The 17,507-nt window shown below is 38.0% G+C and carries 22 protein-coding genes; 19 read left to right on the top strand and 3 right to left on the bottom strand.

What is annotated here, in order from left to right:
• Positions 1-216: 216 nt before the first annotated feature.
• From PQ478_RS09825 to PQ478_RS09795, 7 genes are all read left to right on the top strand, one after another.
• Positions 217-1,761: a sodium:solute symporter family protein gene (locus PQ478_RS09825; protein WP_289236716.1), complete on the top strand. Its 1,545-nt coding sequence runs from the start codon at positions 217-219 to the stop codon at positions 1,759-1,761.
• 3 nt (positions 1,762-1,764) lie between these two features.
• Complete coding sequence (locus PQ478_RS09820) at positions 1,765-2,007, top strand: hypothetical protein (RefSeq protein WP_289236715.1); 243 nt, start codon at positions 1,765-1,767, stop codon at positions 2,005-2,007.
• 155 nt (positions 2,008-2,162) lie between these two features.
• Positions 2,163-2,705 (top strand): hypothetical protein, encoded by a 543-nt coding sequence (locus PQ478_RS09815; protein WP_289236714.1) that lies wholly within the window; start codon positions 2,163-2,165, stop codon positions 2,703-2,705.
• Between the two features lie 225 nt (positions 2,706-2,930).
• Positions 2,931-3,488, top strand: a complete 558-nt coding sequence (locus tag PQ478_RS09810; protein ID WP_289236713.1) for a putative glycolipid-binding domain-containing protein — start codon at positions 2,931-2,933, stop codon at positions 3,486-3,488.
• A 97-nt stretch (positions 3,489-3,585) separates the two neighbouring features.
• Positions 3,586-4,050, top strand: a complete 465-nt coding sequence (locus PQ478_RS09805; protein WP_289236712.1) for a hypothetical protein — start codon at positions 3,586-3,588, stop codon at positions 4,048-4,050.
• Between the two features lie 105 nt (positions 4,051-4,155).
• Complete coding sequence (locus PQ478_RS09800) at positions 4,156-4,692, top strand: RNA polymerase sigma factor (protein ID WP_289236711.1); 537 nt, start codon at positions 4,156-4,158, stop codon at positions 4,690-4,692.
• Positions 4,685-5,974 carry a DUF4179 domain-containing protein gene (locus PQ478_RS09795; RefSeq protein ID WP_289236710.1) on the top strand — a complete coding sequence of 430 codons (1,290 nt, stop codon included), beginning with the start codon at positions 4,685-4,687 and terminating at the stop codon, positions 5,972-5,974. The genes PQ478_RS09800 and PQ478_RS09795 overlap by 8 nt, the downstream gene beginning before the upstream one ends.
• A 286-nt stretch (positions 5,975-6,260) precedes the next feature.
• Here PQ478_RS09795 and PQ478_RS09790 read toward each other — a convergent pair whose 3' ends face one another.
• A complete protein-coding gene (locus tag PQ478_RS09790; RefSeq protein ID WP_289236963.1) occupies positions 6,261-6,791 on the bottom strand; it encodes a GNAT family N-acetyltransferase in 531 nt (176 codons plus the stop codon).
• Positions 6,792-6,970: 179 nt separating this feature from the next.
• Here PQ478_RS09790 and PQ478_RS09785 point away from each other — a divergent pair, with 179 nt between their 5' ends.
• Positions 6,971-7,417, top strand: coding sequence for a staygreen family protein (locus tag PQ478_RS09785; protein WP_289236709.1), 447 nt, complete (start codon positions 6,971-6,973; stop codon positions 7,415-7,417).
• Between the two features lie 122 nt (positions 7,418-7,539).
• Entirely contained in the window at positions 7,540-8,103 is a 564-nt protein-coding gene (locus PQ478_RS09780) for a peptidoglycan-binding domain-containing protein (protein ID WP_289236708.1), read from the top strand.
• A gap of 51 nt (positions 8,104-8,154) precedes the next feature.
• Here the strand turns inward: PQ478_RS09780 and PQ478_RS09775 are convergent, their stop codons facing one another.
• Positions 8,155-8,967 (bottom strand): STAS domain-containing protein, encoded by an 813-nt coding sequence (locus PQ478_RS09775; protein WP_289236707.1) that lies wholly within the window; start codon positions 8,965-8,967, stop codon positions 8,155-8,157.
• 205 nt (positions 8,968-9,172) lie between these two features.
• Between PQ478_RS09775 and PQ478_RS09770 the strand changes: the two genes are divergently transcribed.
• The 3 genes from PQ478_RS09770 to PQ478_RS09760 all read left to right on the top strand — a co-directional run bounded on the left by PQ478_RS09770 (position 9,173) and on the right by PQ478_RS09760 (position 11,981).
• Positions 9,173-9,727, top strand: coding sequence for an RNA polymerase sigma factor (locus tag PQ478_RS09770; RefSeq protein WP_289236706.1), 555 nt, complete (start codon positions 9,173-9,175; stop codon positions 9,725-9,727).
• The gene (locus PQ478_RS09765) at positions 9,724-11,154 is read left to right on the top strand and encodes a hypothetical protein (RefSeq protein WP_289236705.1); all 1,431 of its coding nucleotides are present in this window, start codon (positions 9,724-9,726) and stop codon (positions 11,152-11,154) included. Before PQ478_RS09770 ends, PQ478_RS09765 begins: the two co-directional genes overlap by 4 nt.
• Before the next feature lie 95 nt (positions 11,155-11,249).
• Positions 11,250-11,981 carry a class I SAM-dependent DNA methyltransferase gene (locus PQ478_RS09760; protein ID WP_289236704.1) on the top strand — a complete coding sequence of 244 codons (732 nt, stop codon included), beginning with the start codon at positions 11,250-11,252 and terminating at the stop codon, positions 11,979-11,981.
• A gap of 38 nt (positions 11,982-12,019) precedes the next feature.
• Here PQ478_RS09760 and PQ478_RS09755 read toward each other — a convergent pair whose 3' ends face one another.
• Positions 12,020-12,997 (bottom strand): helix-turn-helix transcriptional regulator, encoded by a 978-nt coding sequence (locus PQ478_RS09755; RefSeq protein WP_289236703.1) that lies wholly within the window; start codon positions 12,995-12,997, stop codon positions 12,020-12,022.
• A gap of 106 nt (positions 12,998-13,103) precedes the next feature.
• Here PQ478_RS09755 and PQ478_RS09750 point away from each other — a divergent pair, with 106 nt between their 5' ends.
• The 7 genes from PQ478_RS09750 to PQ478_RS09720 all read left to right on the top strand — a co-directional run bounded on the left by PQ478_RS09750 (position 13,104) and on the right by PQ478_RS09720 (position 17,507).
• Positions 13,104-14,015: an SDR family oxidoreductase gene (locus tag PQ478_RS09750; protein WP_289236702.1), complete on the top strand. Its 912-nt coding sequence runs from the start codon at positions 13,104-13,106 to the stop codon at positions 14,013-14,015.
• 143 nt (positions 14,016-14,158) lie between these two features.
• Positions 14,159-14,884, top strand: a complete 726-nt coding sequence (locus PQ478_RS09745) for an alpha/beta fold hydrolase (RefSeq protein WP_289236701.1) — start codon at positions 14,159-14,161, stop codon at positions 14,882-14,884.
• A gap of 16 nt (positions 14,885-14,900) precedes the next feature.
• Positions 14,901-15,521, top strand: coding sequence for an NUDIX hydrolase (locus tag PQ478_RS09740; RefSeq protein WP_289236700.1), 621 nt, complete (start codon positions 14,901-14,903; stop codon positions 15,519-15,521).
• Positions 15,518-16,141 (top strand): class I SAM-dependent methyltransferase, encoded by a 624-nt coding sequence (locus PQ478_RS09735; RefSeq protein ID WP_289236699.1) that lies wholly within the window; start codon positions 15,518-15,520, stop codon positions 16,139-16,141. The genes PQ478_RS09740 and PQ478_RS09735 overlap by 4 nt, the downstream gene beginning before the upstream one ends.
• Before the next feature lie 11 nt (positions 16,142-16,152).
• Positions 16,153-16,692, top strand: a complete 540-nt coding sequence (locus PQ478_RS09730) for a GNAT family N-acetyltransferase (protein WP_323465999.1) — start codon at positions 16,153-16,155, stop codon at positions 16,690-16,692.
• Positions 16,693-16,695: 3 nt separating this feature from the next.
• Positions 16,696-17,148 (top strand): DinB family protein, encoded by a 453-nt coding sequence (locus PQ478_RS09725; RefSeq protein ID WP_289236698.1) that lies wholly within the window; start codon positions 16,696-16,698, stop codon positions 17,146-17,148.
• Complete coding sequence (locus tag PQ478_RS09720; RefSeq protein WP_289236697.1) at positions 17,145-17,507, top strand: DUF4181 domain-containing protein; 363 nt, start codon at positions 17,145-17,147, stop codon at positions 17,505-17,507. Before PQ478_RS09725 ends, PQ478_RS09720 begins: the two co-directional genes overlap by 4 nt.

Genomic DNA, 17,507 nt, shown 5'->3' with positions numbered 1-17,507 from the left:
GTCATAATTGAATAAGGATTTATGAAACGTAACGGTGCTGAATTCTATTCTAGCACCGTTATTTTTATTAGCACCAAAAAAACCATGTTATGAAACCTAACACATCATTTGAATAAACTTCTAATCGTTCGTATACTAAACAACATTAGAAGTATTTTAAATTATCAGACATTTTAAAGAGAGGTATGACGATTTAAAAAATTGGAGGAGAGTTTTATGCTATCAACGTCCACGGGGTATTTGATTTTATTCATTTTCGGCAGTTTCTTTACCATCTTGACCATTGTAATGCAGCGCAGACGAAAAACAGCTATGACAGCGGAACAATTCAGCACGGCAGGTAGAAATGTTGGTGTAGGGCTGGCAAGCGCATCTATTATTGCCGCTTGGACATGGGCAGCCACATTAATGATGTCCTCTTCGACAGGTTTTCAGTACGGAATCAGCGGTCCTTATTGGTATGCAGCTGGTGCTTGTATTCAAGTATTGTTATTTGCCATCGTTGCGATTCACTTAAAACGGAAAGCGCCTAAAGCTCACACGTTTCTTGAATTTATCGGAAAACGCTTTGACAAGAAAAATCATAAATTGATGATGGTTTTTGCCTTAATGACCAACATAATTGTAACATCCATGGTTATTTTAGGAGGGGCGATCGCTCTTAACTCATTAACTGGAATGAATATTTACATAGCGGCCTTTTTAATTCCTTTAACCTTCACCATTTATACAATGATTGGCGGCTTGAAAGCTTCATTTATTGCCGATTATTTAAACACAGTCATGATTTTTGTTATCTTAACGATTTTTGCTGCTGCAGTTTATATGCAATTCGGTGTTCAAACCGTATATGAGGGGTTACGTTCTCTTCCTGAATCACAGCAAATGCTGACAATGGGTTCGATTCCGGGTTTATTATTTGGAATGATAAACATTATAGGAAACTTCGGAACAGTGTTTGTTGATCAATCTTACTGGCAGCGAGCGATTGCAAGTAAGGACAGTGCTGCTTCTAAAGCATACATTTACGGTGGGATTGCTTGGTTTTCCATTCCTTTTGCTATCGCTACATTCCTCGGTGTAACCGCTGCCGGTTTAGGTTTAAATGTAGGAGACCCGGATGCATCAGCACCATTAATGGCAGCTCATGTACTGGGAACAGTTGGTTCGATTTTATTTTTAGTGATGCTGTTTATGGCTGTCATGTCAACAGGAGCTGCTGAATTAACAGCCATTACAAATATTATTGTCACAGATATTTACCGTAAATCAATAAACCCGTTAGCAAGCAGTGCAAAAACATTAAAAGTATCTCGCATCGTTACGTTAAGTTTCGGTTTAGCGATGGGTGTCTTTTCTGTATTGCTATTTAGTATCGGTATAGGCCTTGGTTTTGTCTATATGGCAATGGGAATCTTTGTTAGTGGTGCCGTCATTCCATTAACGATCGGCCTATTGTGGAAGCGAGCAACAAATAATGGCTGCTTCTGGGGGGCATTACTCGGTATGGTCTCAGGAGTGACTGTCTGGAATGTTTCTGCATATGTCATGCATGGGGCAATAAATGTTGAATCACTTGGGCATCTTCATTCTATGCTGTTCGGCAACCTGACTGTCTTTATCGTCAGCGGTGTCATTTCAATCGGCCATGCGCTTATGTCCAATGAACAATTTGACTTTGAAGCAATGAAAGATTCTTTCAAAAGCTTTGATGATGAACAAGAAGAATTAATTGTGGTTGCTAAGAAGGAGGTTGTGTAAGAAATGAATGATAAGCAGCTGATTAAAGATGCAAAGCTGTGTACTCGCTGGGCTTTAGCGTTAACATTTATACTCATATTTGCTTTTCCGGGAGTGATGTTTGTAACAGGTTATAATTATAGCCTGCAATTCTTTCAAGGCTGGACCTATCTTGCATTTATCTGGTTAGTAACCGCCGGCATATATACCGCCGTTCGTCCATGGGTTGAATATTTTTTAGAGAAAAAGCGATCTGAAAATGTTTAATAAATGTATTTTGATATCTTACAAAAATGAAGCAGGAAATATTTGAAAGGTGCATGCATATCCTATAAAATTAAAGAGAAATGAAGACGACAATCATACATGTTTGTCGTCTTTTTTTGAGCTGAAAGTTTTAATAAAAATAGGAGGTGTGACTTATGAATCTGTTCTTTGACCTCACTTGGACTCTATTTCCATTTATATTAGCAGCTGCAGCTGTTTTGGGTTTAACTGCCTTATTCAGCTTGTTTATTAAGAGTCAATATCTATTAGCTACAATAGTAGGGCTCATAGTCTTAAGCGGAATAATTTTTGTCATTCAAGCTCCTTACACTAGCTTCACTTCTGAATTTTCAAATCATATGAACCAGAATTCTACGATTGAAAAAATTGAACTTGCCGCCTATGGTACGGCCGGTGACAATCATGATAAAGAAGTGAGCCTTACCGTATTAGAAAAGGACGTAATCGAGAAAATCTTATCTGATTTAAATCAAATGACATTAAAAGAAGCCCGCCATAACGAGCACCCTCTGAAATACTCAATCACTTTTGTGATAACAAATGAAATAGGGGATAGACAATATCAGACAAAGACTACTACTTATTATATGAATGATAGTCATTTTGATCAATATGAAATAACTAGTGATGGCAGTCATTTGCAGACAATCCAGCATCTAATTGATAAAAACAGATAAGAAAAATTCATTTTTTAAAAAGGTATATTGTTACTTTTGGTAGAATATGTAGGAAAGAAGTAGAATTTAGCACATGTAAAAAGATATAACACCTTTAATCGTTAAGGTTTGTAGGAATAGTGATAGAGCCTAGCAGATCAGCTTCATACCAGCATCTCCCTTCCTTAATACTATTAGCGGTTTTAGTTCTCCAAAGTATGTTTTAAAATTGAGAGGAGACTAACCATGGAAAAAGTGATGTGGAAGCACGTAAAACAATTTGGTTTTGAATGCTGTTTATTAACATCTGGAGATGCGGAGTTAACTGCCCAAGGCACAATAATCTATGAAACAACATCCCCTGCACAAGCCCATGTGGTCAACTATTTTATTAAATTTGATGAAAAATGGATTACAAGGAATGTTGAGATCTGTGTGGATGACTACTATAAATTAATTCTAAGTACAGACGGTGAAGGTAATTGGTTTAATGTAGCTGGTAATTCTATACAAAAGCTAAAAGGTGCCATTGATATAGACATTTCAAACTCTCCCTTTTCTAATTCCTTGCCTATAAATCGCTTAAGCTGGAAATTAAGTGATCACAACTTTATCGATGTCGTTTATATTTCCCTTCCTACTCTTGAAATCAAAAAAATTCCACAATCCTATAAATTCCTATACCAAGATGGATGCTTACGATATTTCCACTATCAATGTGGGAAAAGATTCGAACAAACATTAAGTGTTGATACCAACGGTTTAGTCTTTCGGTATCCGAAGCTGTTTGAACGTTTACTGTAACTTACAATAAATAGGCCATTCACCCTATTACAAATTCTTCCTGACACATTATAATGAGTGAAGCAGTAATCACTTTACGTAGTTAGGGGATAGCAAGTTGAACAAAAAGAGCATTGGGACGGTTATCATGGTTTTAATTGGAGGATATGTTCTTTATCAAACATTCTTTGGCAACACTGCTCTGATGACCACCTATTTAGAAGAAACAGAAGGAATTACAGATGAATATCTGATGCTGATACAAGAGGAAATGGACATTGATGATCCAGAAGAATTAGCTCTTTTCACTGAAGAGAAGCTGATCCCCTCACTCGAACAATTAGTCTCTCAATCGGAGGAACTACGAAACAACTATTCAAATGAAGAGCTTCTTAACGTACATGCGATGCTGCCGCAAGCATTTAAGCTATTAATAGAAGCAAATGAGAGCTGGCTTTTAGGCAATGAGGATTCAGATGAATTGTTTGTTGCGGCTGACGAAAGCTATCTTCATTATGAAGAAGAGTTAGAAAAGCTCGCTTCAAAATGGGGAATCGAAATTGTGTGGGAAGAAATCGAATAATGATCAGCCCTTCACGTATGAAGGGCTTTTTATGTTGAAATTTTTTTAGAAAAAAATGAACTTTTTACCTGCTGTGCGAGTCATAGTAGTGAGAGAGGTGAAGGAATGGATGTTAAGAAACTTGTAGCAAAAGCAAAAAAAGGTAATAAGGAAGCATTAGTTCAATTAATTATGGCCAGAAAAGATGATTTCTACCGCCTCGCATACTCTTATATGGGGAATGAGCATGATGCAATGGATGCAATGGATGCAATGATTGTTATTCTTTATGAGAAGATTGAACAACTTCAGAAAAACGAGACTTTCTACAGTTGGAGTAAAACCATATTAGTTAATCATTGTAAAACATCACTAACAAAGAGAAAGAAAATGGTATTGATAGATGATTGGCAAGAGGCAGAGGATCAAGCTGCAGAAATTCAACATTCCTATTTCCAAATTGAACAGCAGCTTGATATTCAAGAATTATTAAGCCATATCAATGAACATCAAAGAGAAGCAATTGAACTAAAGTACTTTCATGATCTGGATTATCAAACGATTGCCAAGATCACAAATGCTCCAGTAGGTACCGTCAAATCAAGAGTGGCAGAGGGGTTAAAAAGACTCAGAAGGCAAGCAGGGGGTGCAGTGAATGAATGAATTAGAAAAACAATTATCAGAGAGAAAAATAGAGTTACAATCTACCACGGCGCCGCCTGAATTAGAAGGAAGGCTGCGAGATGCTCTATCTACCATACCTCCTAAAAAAGCAAAACCTTTGAAGCTGATGTGGAGACTCTCAGCTGCAGCACTCTTTTTTATAGTACTTGTAGGTTATCAGTTTAATGGTTTTGCTTATTACGGAAAGAAGTTTTTAGGGTTTGACGACCTTAATTCTGGCACATTGAATCAGTTAAATGAAGCAGGAATGGGGCAAAATGTTGATGAACAAATCGTTTTAGAGGACGGCTCTATCCTGACGATTGATGGTGTGATGACTGATGCGAACCAACTCATAATGTATTACACCGTTTCAAATGAAGAGGGATTAGATGAGGAGTCCATTCACACGCTTCATCTTCATCATATCAGCGGCTTTCTAACCAATTCAAATGCTAGCAGCGGAACTTCCACATTTCATGAGAATCATACAGAAATAAAAGGACTGATGAGATTTGACCCAGTCAGCGGCTTTGCGAAAAATCTGACACTTACTTTACATGAATATATTGAAGATTCACCTTTAATCGAGAAGAAGATAACATTTCCGTATAACCCTAACCTAGCGATGCAAACACAACTCAAGCAGCCGATCAATGAAACACTTAAAGTGGACCAAGGTCAAATAACCTTTACATCAATAACAGCCACCCCGACTAGTACGTTTATTGAAGGGAAATTGAATGTAGATAATTATGGAAGATTGAATCAGGATTTCGCGGGGCTCGAACTAATAGCAAACGGCAAACCTGTTATACGCTCCGGAAGCAGCAGCCGCTCTCACATACGTGGCTATACCTTTGATATTCGATATGATGCATTACCAGAAAATCTTGAAACGTTGGAACTGAAAATGAAAAGATTTGTAGGATATGAGGGTTTGAATCAGAGAGTTGATTTGGATTCATTTGTAGGTGAAACGATTGATTTGAATGGTAAACGTCTGCGGATTAAAGAAATAAATCGAGCAGAAGACGAGCTTCATCTAATCATAGCTACAGAAGATGATGTATTATTAGACGGAGTAACCCTCATTTCTGAAGAGGCATCAATACCTTTATCGACCACCCTTAATCAAACGTATACGGCAGATGAAAACGGGTACGAGTGGAAGGTGCGGACACTTGTATTCAAAACAGCTGGAGATGCTGATGCACTTCACATCGAAGGAATGCATTTTATGAAAGAGTATGATTTGAGCGTGGAGATACCAATTAAATAACTTGTCAAAAAGGAACTGCAAAGGTGGATGCAGTTCCTTTTTGAGCTGAATTAGAGTGACGCAATAAACTTTTAAAGAGATACAATTCGTTACTACACCGACGCATAACGTGGTTGAATTGACGCAATACATTGAGACTGACGCAATTCATTCTGCAATCGACACATATAAACAATGATCCAACGCAAAAAAGCTCGTAATAAACACATAAACGCCTTGAAAATATACAATTGCAGTTAGGCATGTAACGACATACTTGCTGTCACTTTTAGTAAAAACAAATCGGTCAGTCCGTTCTTAATCTAGAATACATAGCTAAATCAACAAAAGATCCTCGAGCTTTTTCGCTTTGCCTTAACGTGCCTTCGTAGCTGAATTGCAGCTTATTAAGTAATTTAATTGAAGGTAGATTAGCAGGCTGTACCTTTGCTTCTACTCGATGAATGGACAATGTTTCAAAGGCATATGACAACAGTGCGGTTAAAGCCTCTGTTGCAAACCCTTTTCCCCAATAAAATGTAGATAGCTCATAACCAATTTCTACTTTCTCATTCTCTAGATCAATCACATTAAACCCACACGAACCTATGATTTTATTAGAAGCTGATTCAATCATTGAATAACGTATAGCTTGATTTTCATCTGCAAGTTGATTCAATAATGAGATCATTTCTTCAGCTTGCTTTATCTCTGTAAAAGATGAAATATTCATGTATTTGGTAACCTCTGGATCGGACCATATCTCAAATAGAAATCCTGCATCACCTTCATCCATCTTTCTTAAACATAATCTTTCTGTTACTAATTCTGTCTTAATCAATACTTTTACCTCCTGAATGTTTATTGATGTGAGTTAAAAATACTGATATCTGCGCATCGTTCATTCCCTTCAAATGTACTGTATACCTTATCCATTATACTACATTGCGCACACACACAATTCATCCAAAGAATATAGTAATCTAATGTGTAATCATTCTGATTGGGGGAGTTGAAATGGCAAGGTTAGATCCTGATAAATTAACAGTGAATTACAGAGAAGGAGTCACACCAACAGAACCAATTATACCCCGGCGCTACACTTTGACTCATTCAGACTTCACTGGAGAATTGTTTTTAACAATTGGTGAGGAGTTTGCGTTTGATGAAATAACTGAAATGCGTGATGAAGTGCTTGGGGAATGGGTATCTTACAATGACACGTATTACCTCCATCTATACGTTTATGTCGGTAATTTCGGACCAGCTTTAAATGCAATACGAGATGAAATTTTCAGGCGGGAGTTACCACTTGCACTAGAAGCCATTGTATATGGAGATACGCCCTTTTTCGAAGCGCACCCAGATCTGTATGATGCACCGATTTGGATTCAATTTGATTCGGAAGATCCCGCATATCAAGCATTTGAAAATTGGGGGAGACCAAGGGATTATCAACTGTAATTTATTAAACTATCTCCTATTTGTAAATTTTTCTAAATAATTTCTATTTTTTTGAAACTATGTTCATTCTTCACGCGTCTCATATGTGAATTAATTAAATAACATATGGGAGATGATTGTATATGAAAAAATGGCAAAAAATTTCTGCAGCCATCGTAACAGCCACAATATTAGCCGCAGGTGTTCCATCTGGTGTTGGAGCACAAGCAGCAAGCGTACCTTACATTTTTGACCTTTCTCAATCAGGTACTTTAAAGGAAGGGTCACGCGGAGAAAACGTTAAAATTATGCAGCGTGCGTTAAACAGAGAAATGGGTGCAGAGCTAACTGAAGATGGAATCTTTGGTCCGAATACGAAAACAGCTGTCCTAGCTTTCCAAAAAACAAAGTCTGAATTAAAAAATGATGGTATTTACGGCCCCGCCACTCACAAAGCATTATCATTAGAATTTAATACTTGGGGATTTTCTAATGAAGTATTGAAAGTGGGCAGCCGTGGAGAAGCAGTAAATACATTACAGCGCGGCTTAAAGGATATGAGCTACAATGTGGGGGTGGATGGTGTATACGGCCCACAAACGAGAGATGCTGTTATTAAATTTCAAGAACGCTTCCCATCCTTAGCTAATGATGGAATCTTCGGTCCGAGAACCAAAGAAGTAATGGATAAAGTGTTAAATGATTAAGTGATTAAACAAAAAAAGCTGCATTCCCTTTTAAAGGGGAATGCAGCTTCTTTAGATGTGTTGAAGAGCCTGTTGTACACTCGAATACGATCTCACTCTTGCCATATCTAGTCCGCCTTTAACAGAGGTTAAAGCTAATTGCGGACTTATACCTGATGTAATGATTCTTATCCCTAACAGCCTTAGTACATCACCGATTTGATGAATATGATAAGCTGTCGTTTCATCAATCATAGATATACCCGAGAAATCGATGATTAGACATTCTATATCCAGCTGAGGTATTTTAGGGACTACTTTTTCTTGAATATAATCTGCTCTTTCTTTTGTGATGCTGCCCATTAACGGTAGTACAGCTACCCCGTCTTGAAGCGGTACAACCGGAGCCGATAATTCTTTTACTTCTTTTTGCATTTTGTCTTTGTATTGATCAGATAACTTCTCAAAAGCGATGACCGTTTCATCTAAACTAATATCGAGCATTTCATTAATTCGTGTTAAAACATATAGTGCGTCATGAGTAGATAACTCAAATTGAGCACTTAACGTTTCTACCAACTCAGCAAAAACTTCACGCGTTGGAGGGTAACGAACGATGATATCAGAAACTTTTCCTCCCGCTTCTACAATCGCCCACGCATTGCTTTTACTCCATTCAATGAGTTCAGCCGGCACGCCCTTTTCACGTGTGTGCAGCGTGTCACCAATGAAGTTCATAAAAGTTGTATACATACAGACGGCTAGATCTGTCTCTTCTTTTGAAATAATTAAATCTATTTTAGCAAGTACCTCATCAACAACCTGTTCGGCAAGCTGTGATGCATTTTCTTTAATATGACTTGCAAGTTTATTTATGTGCGGCATAAAAGAAATACCTCTCTTTTTAGCTATAATTATAATAGAATATGAACAAATGTAAAAGATATTAAAACAAATTTTAGTATCTTTTCCTTGTTAAAACGGTAAGTGCATGATTTTAAAACTATATTTATTGAATAAACATCATATTTACGCACCTTTTTCCTATTAATACCGTCTATACTTGCAAAGGGAAGAGGGGGTTAGCATTATGAATGATCACGACCTAATTCGTGAAATTCTATCAGGTGATGAAGAAGCTGTGAATGAGCTGCATAACCGCTATGTCGACCGGTTATTTCATTATATTTATATACAGACAAACAGCTATCATGACTCAGAAGAATTACTGCAAGATGTATTTTTCAAGGCTGCAAGACAATTAGAGCGTTTTGAAGGCCGATCATCATTTAAAACCTGGTTATTTAAAATTGCTAGAAATATGGTTATAGACTACTACCGTAAAAAACCTGCGAAACGGAATTCAATAACAATGGAGACTGATACATTAACAGCGCTTGCTGGGGAAAATGAATCAGCCGAAACAACTGTGATAAGACATTTACATATCAATGAAGTGCTTAAAAAGATGGATAAACTGCCTGCACACTATCAAACGGTACTTCATTTACGATTTGTCGAAGATTTCTCTATAAAGGAAACCGCTGACATTATGGGTAAAAGCTCTTTAGCTGTAAAGTCAATGCAGCGTAGAGCTAGATTGGCCTTATCTGAAGAGATCTCTCTGGAGGTGAGCAGCAGATGAATAATAAACCGTACAGTGAAGAAGAATTAAGACGACTTCTCAAAGAAAAACAAACCATGCAGTTACCAGAAACAGCACGACATAAAAGCTTAAATGCCTTTAAAGCAGGATTAACTAATAACGGTTCCTATTCTCAAAAATCACACTACCATCAAAGGAAGCGAAGACATCTTTTAGGAGCTCTAGCTACAGTGAGTGCAGCTGGAATTGCAGGTATTTTATTAGTAAATGCTCTATTCCTGCCAGAAGTTAGTAACGAACCATTGCCTGATGTCACTGAAGTTGGATTTATAGGTGCAGGAGAGACGATTGAGGCAGGGGAAATTGAAGAAAATGAAAATTTAATTTATCGAATACTGAATAGAACTTCTTTTGCCGAGTTTGAAGAAATTAATAGATTTAACTTTAGATCTGTATACAATGACACGTTTCAACTCTACCTGCCACCTCGATGGACAACTGAAGAAACAAAAGAAGATGTGGCAGATTCCATTCTAATTAGTGGACCTGACGGGGAAAAATTGAATATGATTGTCTTTAACGAAAGGGTCACTGATCAACAATTTAAAGTGGAGGTAGATAGAGTAATCAGTGAGATCCCTTATTCAGAAGTAACAGAAGTACCTGTTGAAAGGGTGATTAGTGAGATTCGAATGAATCATGATTTTCCTCTCCCATACAATGACGTTTTTTCATTTGACCGAGAAAAGACAAAAATGTACGCTTTCGTAGATCAAGAAAATGAATTATTAACAGAACTGTACGTCACAGAAGACTTGTTCGGGCAGCAAATGATTTATACCGCAGAGATGCCTTTATACAATAAAGAAAACTGGTTTGTTTCTTGGATCCTGTTCTCACATCTGAGGGTCCAGGCACCTCACACTCATTTTGGTTCAGAAGAAGAGCTGCATCCAGAGTACGAGCGCCCGTTAGAAAAGATAGTAAGCTTAGATGTAGGTGCCATAGGGGTAGAGGATGTCGAAGTTGAATTATATATAAATGAGGATCTCGAGCTGACAAGCTATCTTCCTCGCGGGACAAATATTGAGAAAATCGAGCATGAGCATTTTTTTGAGTGGCGTTTTACCGAAGATGGTGTATCTGAAAACAGCTTTTATGCATTCGGTAAGTTAAAAGCAGATTTTCCATTTCAGCGCAGCATGCAAACAATGTTCGGATCCTTTGATATTGACCTTTCCTATTATGAAGATTTAGGGGGAGGCACTCCTTACCATTATGGCTATTACAGCGGGATGGAGGAAGCTTTTAACCCTGAAACTCATATCGACGGCTATATTACTCTATTTGAAGGGGCAGACGGCTGGTATTACAAACATAAGCATGCCGACCGGGAGGATTATAACGGGGGAGTGTACACACAACGATTAAATATGTTTATTGAGTCACTTGAATGGCATGAGTAAGAAGTGATAGGTTATTATGAATGCTATAATTATACGAATAGAGCTGGTTTACGTTCAGCTCTATTCGTGTGTCATTGTTTGAAAGGAGTATTTAAATGAATATCTACGAGAATTTAGCTTGGATAGAACCTATTATTGCCCCTCCAGAAGAGTATGCAGAAGAAGTAGAACGTTATGTAAAAGTTCTTAAGGATCATGCTGCTAGAGAGTTGAAAACAATGCTGCACTTAGGCTGCGGTGCAGGTGGGCATGACTCCCAATTTAAAAAGCATTTTGAGGTAACTGGTGTAGATATAAGTGAAGGAATGCTAAACGTAGCAAAAAAAAACAATCCTGAAATCACATACCTACATGGAGATATGCGTACAGTCGATCTTAATCGTCAATTTGATATCGTGGCGATTCCTGATTCAATTATGTATATGAATACAGTTGAAAATTTACATGCTGCAATCCAAACAGCAGCTAAGCATGTAAAGCCAGGCGGGCTGATGTTTTTCGTCATTCATACAAAAGAAGAATTTCAAAATAATAACTTTTCCTATATGGCTGAAAAAGAGGATATCCACGTTACCATCCTCGAAAACAATCATATTAATTCAGACAACACCTACGAAGCAACCATGATCTATTTACTTCGTGAAAACGGGAAGCTCAGCATTCATCATGACGTTCACCTGCTTGGCCTATTTAGTCATAAGACTTGGGTAGATACCTTAGCAACCTACACTAAAGAGACAAGATTTGTAGATATGAATGATCTTTATGATGCAAACCTGCTTGAGGACGGAGAGTATAAGCTGAAGATGGTTATAAGTAAATGTTAATTTAAATCGGTAACATAGCGAACAGGAATGAACTTATTTCACTCCTGTTTTGCTTTTTCATACATTCGAAGCACAGCAGCTGCCATTTGTGTTACTTCCTTTTTCAGTTCCTCTGGTTGATTAATCCGCACATGATCACCAAAACCAAGCATATACTGAGTTGCTTCTTCTTTTGTATCAAAGGAAAGTATAGCAGGGAACCAGCCGTCTTCATTCAGCTCATCTATCTTAATGATTTGGACAAATTGCCCAGTAAACGTTAAACGCTTCACAATAGAAGGTGATATGAATATATCCACCTTATATTTAGGCAAGTTCTCGATGAATTGCTGTTTAGATTCATGCCAATACTCAGCAAGATTAAAATCTACAGGCCGGTCAAATGATTCACTTAACAGGGTAACAGAATGAATTCTTGAAACCTTAAAATTCCTCAGCTGCCCATTCGATACTGCCACCACATACCATGTTCTTCCTTTGGCCACTAATCCGAGCGGGGAGATAACTCTATTACTCCGTTTGCCATCAGCTTTTTCATAGTCAATCTCTACGTTTACGTCATTCCAGACAGCCTGCTGCAATTCCTTAAGCTCATCTTCTTTCGTCATAGCATTTCTTTTTCTCCAGGTACTTGAATCAATATGGATGCGATCCCAGCTGCGTGTTAATTCTTGTTTTTTCTTTGCTGGATATGTTGCCAATAGCTTTTTTCTCGCATCACTCCATTCATGTTCGATTCCTAAATCAGTAAGCAAGTGAGAAGAAGGGGAGAGGAATAATGTTTTAAGTTCACTCTCTTTTAAGCCTGAAAAAGCCTTCTTATATTCCTCGACTATTTTCCAGCCGCCATACTTTCCTCTTTCTGCAAACACAGGAATCCCTGCTGCACTTAATGCGTCCATATCACGATGGATCGTTCTTTCCGTCACTTCTAATTGTTTTGCTAGTTCTTTTGTGGTCATTTTTTCATTCTGTTGTAGAGTGAATAAAATAGATAGTAAACGATCAGCTCGCATAATAACAACCTTCTTTCGCTGAATACATAAATTAATTTTAAACATGACATAAGGTGTCAACATTACTAGGTATACTTAAGATAGTTCAAGAAGGAGGAGATTGCAAATGAGACATTTAAAAGGCAAAGTTGCTTTAGTTGCAGGAGGGACAAGAGGAGCTGGACGCGGGATCGCTATGGAACTTGGAGCAGCTGGTGCGACCGTATACATCACAGGCAGGACAACAAGAAAGGAACGCTCAGAATATGACAGACCAGAGACAATTGAAGAAACAGCAGAACTTGTTCATAAGCTAGGAGGAGTCGGTATTGCTGTGCAGGTTGATCATCTTATTCCTCAACAAGTAGACGCTTTAATCAAAAAGATAGAAAAGGAGCACGGGAGACTTGATATTCTCGTAAACGATATATGGGGAGGGGAGCATTTGGTTGAATGGAATACACCGATTTGGGAGCACTCTTTAGAAAATGGCTTGCGTCTCCTCAGGCTAGCAATCGACACTCATCTCATAACCAATCATTATGCGCTCCCGCTTCTTATTAAACATAAAGGAGGCTTGGTTGTTGAAGTCACGGATGGGACTGAACACTATAATAAAGAGAATTACCGCCTATCGATGTATTATGATTTAGCAAAAATATCAGTCAATCGAATCGCAAAATCCCTCGCCCATGAACTCGGTCCACACGGTTGTACTGCTGTCTCACTTACTCCAGGGTGGCTGCGTTCTGAGTTGATGCTTGAACTTTTTAATGTAGGAGAGGAAAACTGGATGGATGCTGCAGCTGAGGAGCCCCACTTTGTCATTTCAGAATCACCGAGATATATCGGACGAGCCGTTTGTGCACTTGCATTAGATCAAGAAAAAGAGAAGCTTAACGGTCAATCCTTTTCAAGCGGAGAACTCGCTAAAAAGTATAACTTTACCGATATCGACGGCTCTCAACCTGATTGTTTCAGGTATTTAGTTGAGGTACAGGAAGCAGGGAAGCCAGCTGATGCGAGCGGATATAGATAATGATTTTAAAAGCTGCCAATCCATTATGGCGGCTTTTAAATTAGTTGAAAAACGTCGAATTAAAGGTCGTATCAATGAAGGATTTAAAAAAATAGCAGAGAAAGGTATACTATACATATATTGGTTTTATTGTGAGGGGAACTATGTTTAAGGAAATGTACATAAAGGCAGCAGGTACTACTTTTTATACGAAAAGAACAGATGTGCCTGACAGTGATTTAACCATCATTATGGATGCGGGTTACGGTGACGATTCATCCACATGGGATAGCCTTTCACCAGAATTAGAGATTAGAACATCGGTATTTATGTATGATCGGGCAGGTCTAGGGAAAAGTGAATCTACTACATATCCTAGAACGAGCTTACAGATGATTAATGAGTTAAAAGACCTTTTGGAAAAAGCTGATATAAAGCCACCGTACCTATTAGTCGGGCATTCATTTGGCGGGGTAAATATGAGCCTTTTCGCTTGTTCATACCCTCATGATGTATATGGGCTGGTTCTTATTGACTCAACACCAGTTGATTATCAAAAACGATTTCTGCCATCAATGCCTGCTGAATTTCAGCAAGCGTATAAGAAACAATTTACGCTTGAAGGGACTTATGATGAGTTTGCAGCAAGTTTGGCTCAATTAGAAGAAAGTAACCACAAACTTACCATTCCTGTAACCATTCTTTCAGCAGGCAATAAAACACATTACACGGAGGAAACACAGGAGTTTTGGCATGATTTACAAAGAGAAATGGCAGCAATCTCAACCCGAAGCAAGTTCATGATTGCCGCGAACTCTTCCCACTACATTCATCAAGATGAGCCAGAGTTTGTTATCAATACCATTATAGAATTAATTAAAAGTAAATAAACTAGGAGTTCAAATAATGGATACAGAGCATATAACAATCGTTAATGAACAAAGACAACCAGTCGGTATTGCCTCGCGTGCTGATATACATAAAAGAGGTCTCTGGCATGAAACGTTCCATTGCTGGATGGCAGGCAGGGAAGGAGACAATTATTATATTTATCTTCAGCGTAGAAGTGACTATAAAAAAGATTTCCCAAGTCTGTTTGACATAACGGCTGCCGGTCATATTTCAGCCAATGAAACAATAGAAGATGGCGTGCGTGAAGTCCATGAGGAATTAGGAATTGAATTGACTATGGATAGATTGATCACTCTTGGTGTGATAAAAGACTGTATCATATCAGAGCCATTTATTGACCGTGAATTTGCACATGTTCATTTATATTTTTTAAAGACCAATGACCATTTCACTTTACAACAGGAAGAAGTTTCAGAGATTGTTAAAGCTGCTTTTATTGATTTCTGTGATTTCTGTCTAGGTTTAAAAAGCACCTTGGAGATTCAACATGTAACAAAAAAGGGGAAAGAAAACGAAAGCATAAGGAAAACAGACTTTGTCCCGCACCCCAATCAATATTTAATTAAAGTTGCAGAAGCGATTAAAAAGGAGCTAGAAGAGGGGGGACACGGGTGAATCATACGTGGAACAAGATCATCTACAAGATATGGTCACCTATCTATGATTCGTTATTTAACTCGGGTCTGTTTCTTAAAGCTCGCAAACAAGTATTTTCAGATATTCCTTTTAAAGAAGGGCAGAAGGTATTATTTGCCGGGGTGGGTACGGGGGCTGATTTAGAATTAATCGATTCCACTAAACTTGATATTACTGCCATTGATTTTTCACCTGATATGCTGAAAAAAGCTGAACTTAAATTTGCGAAATCATCGATTATATTTATTGAAATGAATGCTCAGAATATGGACTTTGATGAGAATTCTTTTGACATCGTTGTAGGCAGTCTAATTTTATCGGTCGTACCAGATGCAGCTGCCTGTTTTAGCGAGATGAAACGAGTATTGAAGTCTGATGGAAAGATCATCCTGTTTGATAAATTTGCACCCGAGACGAAAAAGCTTTCTTTACCGAAAAAAATAATAAGACCTATCGTTAAACTCTTAGGGACAGATATCGGGCTAAAGTTTGAGGATATTTATAAGCTTCATAAAGAACAGCTAAAGATATTAGTAGATCAACCCGTGATGCTAAACGGCATGTACCGAAAAATCATACTAAAAAAATGCGATAATTAGGAGGATATTACATGATGATAGAAACTAGCAGACTACGATTGCTTCCGGTTGCATTGGAGCATGCAGATCGTATCGAAGAGTTAGCGAGCGATTACGAGCTAGCTAAAACGACATCAAATGTCCCGCACCCCTACCCAAAAGGCGGTGCCAAAGACTTTATTAAAATGGTTGGCGAAAAAGAAAAGAAGGGTGAGATCATCCTTTTATCTGTTATAGAGAAATCTTCCACTCAGCTAATTGGCCTGATAAATATTAATATCAACCTCACCCATAATAGAGGAGAATTAGGCTATTGGATTGGCGTGCCTTATTGGGGCAAAGGCTATGGAACAGAAGCCGCCAAAGCTCTTTTAACATATGGATTTGAAGAGACTGGTCTTAACCGGATCTATGCTGCTGCATATACGGTAAACCCAGCTTCGTGGAAAGTGATGGAGAAAATCGGACTTGAGAGAGAAGGGGTCTTAAAGCAGCATTTAGCAAGGGCTGGTACATATTATGATGTCGTGTATTATGGCATGACGAGAGATGAATATTTTGAAAGGAGCTAACTCATGAACAAAACCTTAATCTCCTATCACCAAACGATAGAACCTATTAAGAGCTTAGCTGTTTACCCTGCTAGTTCACTTACTGAACCTATTGGCAAAGACAAGTGGGCGGTTAGGGAAATCGTCGCACATATGTATTACTGGGATCATTTCATTCTTCAGAAAATGGTGCCACACATGGCAGAAGGGGGTGATTTAGTCGCATTCCCTGACCATGACTCACATAACAGCGAAGGATTAAAATTGCTTGAAAATGAATCCGTTCGATCGATTATTGACCGTTTTTCTAATGTACGTGAAGAGCTTGTTCAACGTTTATCAGAGCTAGAGCCGGATGTTCGCTTTACAATCGGTGGAGGCAAGCGTCAATTCTCCCCTGAGAGCTTCGTGAAGATTTTTGTGAAACATGATCAACATCACTTAAAGCAAATCAATGAAAAACTAAATAACTTATGAAATTTTTTCTATATTTAATTATTGTTGCATTCATCATTTTTTTAGTAGAGAGAGTATTGCGTAAGAAGCTTGGTGTAAAACATCGATATGTCAGTGAAACTAGTGGGAAAAAGATTTATAACTGGGTGAAACTTGGCATGCTCATTGTATTTATTATTGGATTAATTCCTGTGGTAAGCCTTGATGAATTTGGCGAACTTTTCTTGTGGTATATCTTTAGTTATTTAATCCTCTCTAATGCTTTTGATACTTTTATGGAATGGAAGTACTTGAAGAGGTCTAAACAATATGTAATCAGCAGCGCGATTTGGGTTATCGGCCTTTCAGCTATGCTTATCTATGTGTTTATATTGCAATAA

This window comes from Alkalihalophilus pseudofirmus, assembly GCF_029094545.1.
Taxonomy (GTDB): Bacteria; Bacillota; Bacilli; order Bacillales; family Bacillaceae_D; genus Alkalihalophilus; species Alkalihalophilus pseudofirmus.
This window is presented reverse-complemented; position numbering and strand designations above follow the sequence as displayed.